At 59.6% G+C, this 5,635-nt stretch carries 5 protein-coding genes and 1 tRNA gene; 3 read left to right on the top strand and 3 right to left on the bottom strand.

The window, feature by feature from the left end:
• The first annotated feature begins 346 nt into the window (after nucleotides 1–346).
• On the top strand, nucleotides 347–1,540 hold the full coding sequence (locus ACESNB_RS05130) for a D-alanyl-D-alanine carboxypeptidase family protein (RefSeq protein WP_373004826.1): 1,194 nt from the start codon (nucleotides 347–349) through the stop codon (nucleotides 1,538–1,540).
• 88 nt (nucleotides 1,541–1,628) lie between these two features.
• Nucleotides 1,629–2,591, top strand: a complete 963-nt coding sequence (locus tag ACESNB_RS05125) for an SIS domain-containing protein (protein ID WP_373004823.1) — start codon at nucleotides 1,629–1,631, stop codon at nucleotides 2,589–2,591.
• Between the two features lie 73 nt (nucleotides 2,592–2,664).
• Here the strand turns inward: ACESNB_RS05125 and ACESNB_RS05120 are convergent, their stop codons facing one another.
• The gene (locus ACESNB_RS05120; RefSeq protein WP_373004820.1) at nucleotides 2,665–3,465 is read right to left on the bottom strand and encodes an SIMPL domain-containing protein; all 801 of its coding nucleotides are present in this window, start codon (nucleotides 3,463–3,465) and stop codon (nucleotides 2,665–2,667) included.
• A 95-nt stretch (nucleotides 3,466–3,560) separates the two neighbouring features.
• Complete coding sequence (gene galE, locus ACESNB_RS05115) at nucleotides 3,561–4,580, bottom strand: UDP-glucose 4-epimerase GalE (protein WP_373004817.1); 1,020 nt, start codon at nucleotides 4,578–4,580, stop codon at nucleotides 3,561–3,563.
• Between the two features lie 162 nt (nucleotides 4,581–4,742).
• Here galE and ACESNB_RS05110 point away from each other — a divergent pair.
• Nucleotides 4,743–4,816: transfer RNA gene (locus ACESNB_RS05110), tRNA-Ile, on the top strand.
• A 14-nt stretch (nucleotides 4,817–4,830) separates the two neighbouring features.
• Here the strand turns inward: ACESNB_RS05110 and ACESNB_RS05105 are convergent.
• Nucleotides 4,831–5,635, bottom strand: an 805-nt coding sequence (locus ACESNB_RS05105; RefSeq protein ID WP_373004814.1) for a UDP-glucuronic acid decarboxylase family protein, incomplete at its 5' end; no start/stop codon positions are given.

Here is a 5,635-nt window from a genome sequence, read left to right as displayed (position 1 = left end):
GGAGATCTTGGCCATGCCGCCGTCGAGCGCTTTGGTCGCAGCGCCGGCTGCGTGGGCCTCGGCCTTCGCGGTCGCGGCTGGTTTTGCTTTGGGAGCGGTGTTCGGTGACTTGGCCATGGTCGGATCCTTTTCCTGAGTTGTGCGACATTATAGCCGATTTTCTCGCATGCGCAACATATTTTGTGCGCCGCAACATAATCACTTCTGCACGGTTTTTGCACAGTCACGCTCAGATTGCCGAAATTTGATGTCCAACTCTGCGTTAAGGTCTGGTCAACGCATTTCGACGACTCTATCGTAAACCTCGGTCGGCTCGGGGTTAATACTTTTTCGAAGGTAGGCCATAATGAAACAGCGTGCTTTAGCCCCAGTGTTAAGAACACTTGCCTTTGCGGCAATGCTCGTCACGACGGGACTGTTTGCGCCTGCGGCCTTTGCGGAGAAGTACGCTTCCATCGTGATCGACGCTGACACGCACGAAGTGCTTCACGCCCGCAATGCTGACGATGCGCGCTATCCGGCATCACTGACCAAGGTCATGACCCTCTACATGCTGTTCGATGCGCTGGAGGCTGGTGAAGTCACGCTGGACGAACGGCTGATGGTATCGCGCTTCGCCGCCAGCCAGGCTCCGTCCAATCTCAAGCTAAGCCCGAACTCGTCCATCACCGTTAGCGACGCTATCGGCGCGCTCGTCACCAAGTCAGCCAATGACGTCGCCGTCGTTGTCGCCGAACGCCTCGGACGCACAGAAACCCGATTTGCCCAGCTCATGACCATCAAGGCCCAAAGCCTCGGTCTCGAGAACACTCGGTTCGTCAATGCGTCCGGCCTGCCCGACAGCCGTCAGGTTAGCACCGCTCGCGATCTGGCCATTCTTGCCGAAGCGATGTTCGATAATCACGGAGAATTCTACCACTATTTCTCCAAGCCGCGCTTCAGCTGGGCAGGCAAGACCCACAAGAATCACAACGAGCTGCTTGAGACAGTCGACGGCGTCGATGGCATCAAGACTGGCTACACCCGCGCTTCGGGCTTCAACCTGATGACGTCCGCTGAGCGCGACGGTCACCGGATCATCGCCATCATGCTCGGCGGAAGCACGTCCAAGTCGCGCAATGCCCATGTCGCAGCTCTCGTCGAGGCCGCCTTTCACACTTACGAGATCCCGGATGACCCAGCCGATCCCGGCCGCAATATCGAAATGGCTTTCTCGGCTTTCGGCAGCGCGGCGCCTGACCCCAATGCTGCCGCAGAACCAATGATCAACGGCCAGCGCCTCAGCGTGGCAAACGCGGCGAGGGCCATCAAGTTCAAGGCCCTGCCCGCGCCTGCACCGGCGCTTGCACCCAATACTGATGACAAAGAAGCCGAGGAGGCCGGGGAAATCCTGGTGGCCGATGCCGGTCCGATTGCAGATCAGGAATTCGAACAGGGAGACGCCACCCCGACCAGTTTCGAGGGTGCGACCGTTGTCATCCCGGCAGGCCGGCCTGCCTTTTCGGTCAGCGAATACGAAGCCCGCCAGTCCGCGCAATAAGTCTGGCGCTCCGTTCCGCGCTGCCAAGGCTTGACCAATGCTCCCATTCGGGCAGACGCCTGTGCGCATAGCCTCTAGGGAGCCGTCCTTGAAAACCGAGTCAGAGATCGATATCGCGCGCAATGTCATTCGCATCGAGCGGGATGCGCTTGAGAAACTCGAAGCAGGCATCAACGAGACCATTGTCAGGGCCGCCGACATCATCATGGCGACGGATCGCTATGTGATCGTCGCGGGCGTCGGCAAGTCCGGCCATATTGGGCAGAAGATCGCGGCCAGCCTCGCCTCCACCGGCACGCCATCTTTCTTCCTGCACCCAACCGAAGCCAGCCATGGCGACCTCGGGATGATCGCGCCGGGATCGGTCGTACTCGCCATCTCCTATTCCGGGGAAAGCCGCGAGATGGTCGACCTCCTGCGTTACTGCCGCAGCCACGACATCCCGGTTATCGGCATGACCCGCGCGCCGGACTCGACCCTCGGCCGCCTGTCCGATGTCGTGTTGCACATGCCCACAGTCGCCGAGGCCTGCCCCAATGGCCTCGCCCCCACCTCGTCCACCACCATGGCCCTGGCCCTTGGCGACGCCCTCACCATCCTCCTGATGGACCGGCGCGGATTCAGCCGGGAAGATTTCGGCAGCCGCCATCCGGGGGGCAAACTCGGTCGGTCGTTGCAAACGGCGGGCGACTATGTCGCTGATCGTCCAGACGATATCCCCATCGTCACAACGGACGCCGGTGTGCAGGACGTGATCCTCGCCGTCTCAGAAGGCCGCAAGGGTTGCGTCGCAGTCGTGGGCGTGGATGGCCGCATCGTCGGCATGGTCACGGACGGAGACCTGCGCCGCGCCATGTTGGCCGGAAAGCTCGGCGGCGACGCCGCATCCGTCATGACGCCCGATCCGCGCACCATCTCGCCGGAAGAACGCCTCGCCGTCGTCATCAAACGCCTCAGCGAACACCGCATCTCCAACGCCTTCGTCGTGGAAGACGGTCGTCCCATCGGCATCGTCGACATGAAAGACCTGCTCGCCGAAGGTTACGTCTGATACCGATCAGGCATGAAAAAACGGCGACTCCTTCCGGAACCGCCGCTATTTACATCTTCAAGTTGGATCTGGCCTATCTCACCAGTTCGAACTGGACGTTGACGCGGGCCGTGTAGCCCACTTCGCCGCCCGAGATCGGGGTGGACGCATCCATCGCCATTTCCTTGCCGCGCGACATCATCGCCATCGGCTGTGGGCTATAATCGCCACCTTCCGAAATGGTCACGATACGGGCGACCTTGAGGCCAGCCGCGCCGGCATAGAGCTTGGCCTTGGACATCGCATTTTCCATGGCCTTGCGGCGGGCTTCGGCACGCACTTCATCGTCATTGTCGAGGGCAAAATTGATACCCGAGAACGTGTTGCCACCCGCCGCGACAAGGCTGTCCATCGTCGCCCCAAGATTGTCGAGGTTGCGGACCTTCACAATCAACTGGTTGGAGGCGGTGTAGCCGTCCAGGCGCTGCTCGCCGCGCGTGCGGCCCTTGCCTTCATCGATCTCGACATAGGTATAGCGCGGCTGCAGCGAGAAGTTTGATGTCTGCATGTCTTTCTTCGCGACACCCGCTTTGGCCAGCGCATCGAATACGCCCGTCATGGCATTGGCCTGCTGCTGCATGGCCGCTCTGGCCGTCTCGGCATCAGCCTGCACACCGGCCGTGATATACGCAATGTCAGGCGCGCGCATCACTTCACCCTCGGCGGAAATATCCAGTGTGGTTTCCGGCTGGATTGAATTCGGGTTCATCATCGGATGCGCCATCTCGGCCATTGAAGCCCCCTTCGCGGTCGTTGGCATCTGCGCACAGGCAGCCGGCGCAAGCGCAAGCATGCAGGCACCCATCGCAGCGATCAGTGTTTTTTGATTCAGCATGTCTGGAGTTCCATTCTGGTTGTTAGCCCTGTTTCCCAAAGGATTAAGGCCGCAAAACGGCAAACGTTGCGTCGGTCCGGAAATTTAATGCGGTGTCAGGCTAGGTCAAAGCCATTCGGGTTTTGGCTCTGCCATGCCCATTGATCGCGGCACATTTCGGCCAGGCCATATTCGGCCCGCCACCCCAGCAACGCTTCGGCCTGGCTCGGATCAGCCCAGAAAGCGGCAATATCGCCGCAACGTCGCGGGGCGATATTCATCGGGACTTTCCGGCCGCTCGCTGCCTGGAAGGCTTCGACCAATTCCAGCACAGATGTGCCGTGCCCGGTGCCAAGATTGACAGTGATCGCGCCGGGCTCGCGTTCGAATCGTTCCAGCGCCAGGACATGCGCCCGCGCCAGGTCGACGACATGCAAATAATCGCGCACGCCCGTGCCGTCTGGCGTGTCATAGTCATCGCCGAACACGTTTAGCGCCGGGCGCCGGCCGACTGCCACCTGTGCCACATAGGGCATCAGATTATTCGGCACGCCGTGCGGATCTTCACCGATCTCGCCGCTGGCATGCGCGCCGATCGGATTGAAATAGCGCAGGATCGCCACATCGGTCATCCCGCCTGACTCAACCAGGTCGTTGAGCATCAATTCAACCGACAACTTGGTCTGCCCATACGGATTTGTCGGGCTCAGAGGGTGGCCCTCAGTATAGGGCAAGAAGACCGGTTCGCCATAGACTGTCGCACTGGAACTGAACACGAAGCGCCGCGTCCCAGCGCGCATCATTGCAGTCAGCAGACTATGCGTACCGATCACATTGGCGCTGTAATAATCAAGCGGTTTGGCGACAGAATCCCCGACCGCTTTCAGGCCAGCAAAATGGATGACCGAATCGCATTTGTGCTTCGTGAGGATTTCAGTGATCTTGTCCGTGTCGCGCACATCGGCTTCATAGAATGGCAATTCGTGATTGGTCAGCCGCCGAACCCGGTCCAGCGAAGCCGGGGTGCTGTTGACGAAATTGTCGACGACAACGGGCGAATAGCCGCGCGCAAGCAGCTCGACACAAGTGTGCGTGCCAATATAGCCCGCTCCTCCAGTCACCAGTACCTGCTTCATAATGGCATCCTTGCAGACGAATCCGGCCGATTCAATGCGAATCCGACCCTGTCTTGCGTTTCAATCTGTATATCGCCAAGATCAATGCAATTTCGTAACCAAGAAGCAGTGAATTGCGCCATTGCCACAGGTGAAAGCCATGCTTAAACGGGAACGTCAGTAGGGCCCGTAGCTCAGTTGGTTAGAGCGGACCGCTCATAACGGTTTGGTCGCAGGTTCGAGTCCTGCCGGGCCCACTGGTCAATCGGCGTCAGCCCATGACCCGTATTTCTTCTTCGAAATAGGCAATGGTCGGCTTCAGGCCATCGTCCAGCTTGACGGTCGGTTCCCAGCCGAGCTTGTCCCGCGCAATCGTAATATCGGGCTGGCGCTGCTTAGGATCATCCTGCGGCAGCGGACGGTGAACGAGTTGGGATTTGGATCCTGTCAGGTCGATAACCCGCTCGGCCAGTTGGCGGATCGTGAATTCGCCCGGGTTTCCGATGTTCACGGGGCCGACAAATTCCGGCCCTGTGCCCATCAGCGAAATCAAACCCGTCACCAAGTCTGACACGTAGCAGAAACTACGCGTTTGATTGCCGTCGCCGTAGAGCGTGATGTCTTCACCCTTCAACGCCTGGACGATGAAGTTCGAGACGACCCGGCCATCGTTCGGATGCATGCGCGGGCCATAAGTGTTGAAGATGCGGGCGACTTTGATCTCGACCTTGTGCTGGCGATAATAGTCGAAAAACAGAGTCTCGGCGCAGCGTTTGCCTTCATCATAGCAGCTGCGCGGCCCGATCGGATTGACGTTGCCCCAATAGTCCTCGGTCTGGGGGTGGATAACCGGATCGCCATAGACTTCAGACGTCGAGGCCTGGAGGATGCGCGCTCGCGTGCGCTTGGCGAGGCCCAGCATGTTGATCGCGCCGTGGACGCTGGTCTTGGTGGTCTGGACCGGATCGAACTGGTAGTGAATCGGGCTGGCCGGACACGCGAGATTGTAGATCTGGTCGACTTCCACGAAGAGTGGAAATGTCACGTCATGACGCATCACCTCGAACTTCGGATTG

Source organism: Hyphomonas sp. (assembly GCF_041689225.1).
Taxonomy (GTDB): domain Bacteria; phylum Pseudomonadota; class Alphaproteobacteria; order Caulobacterales; family Hyphomonadaceae; genus Hyphomonas.
This window is presented reverse-complemented; position numbering and strand designations above follow the sequence as displayed.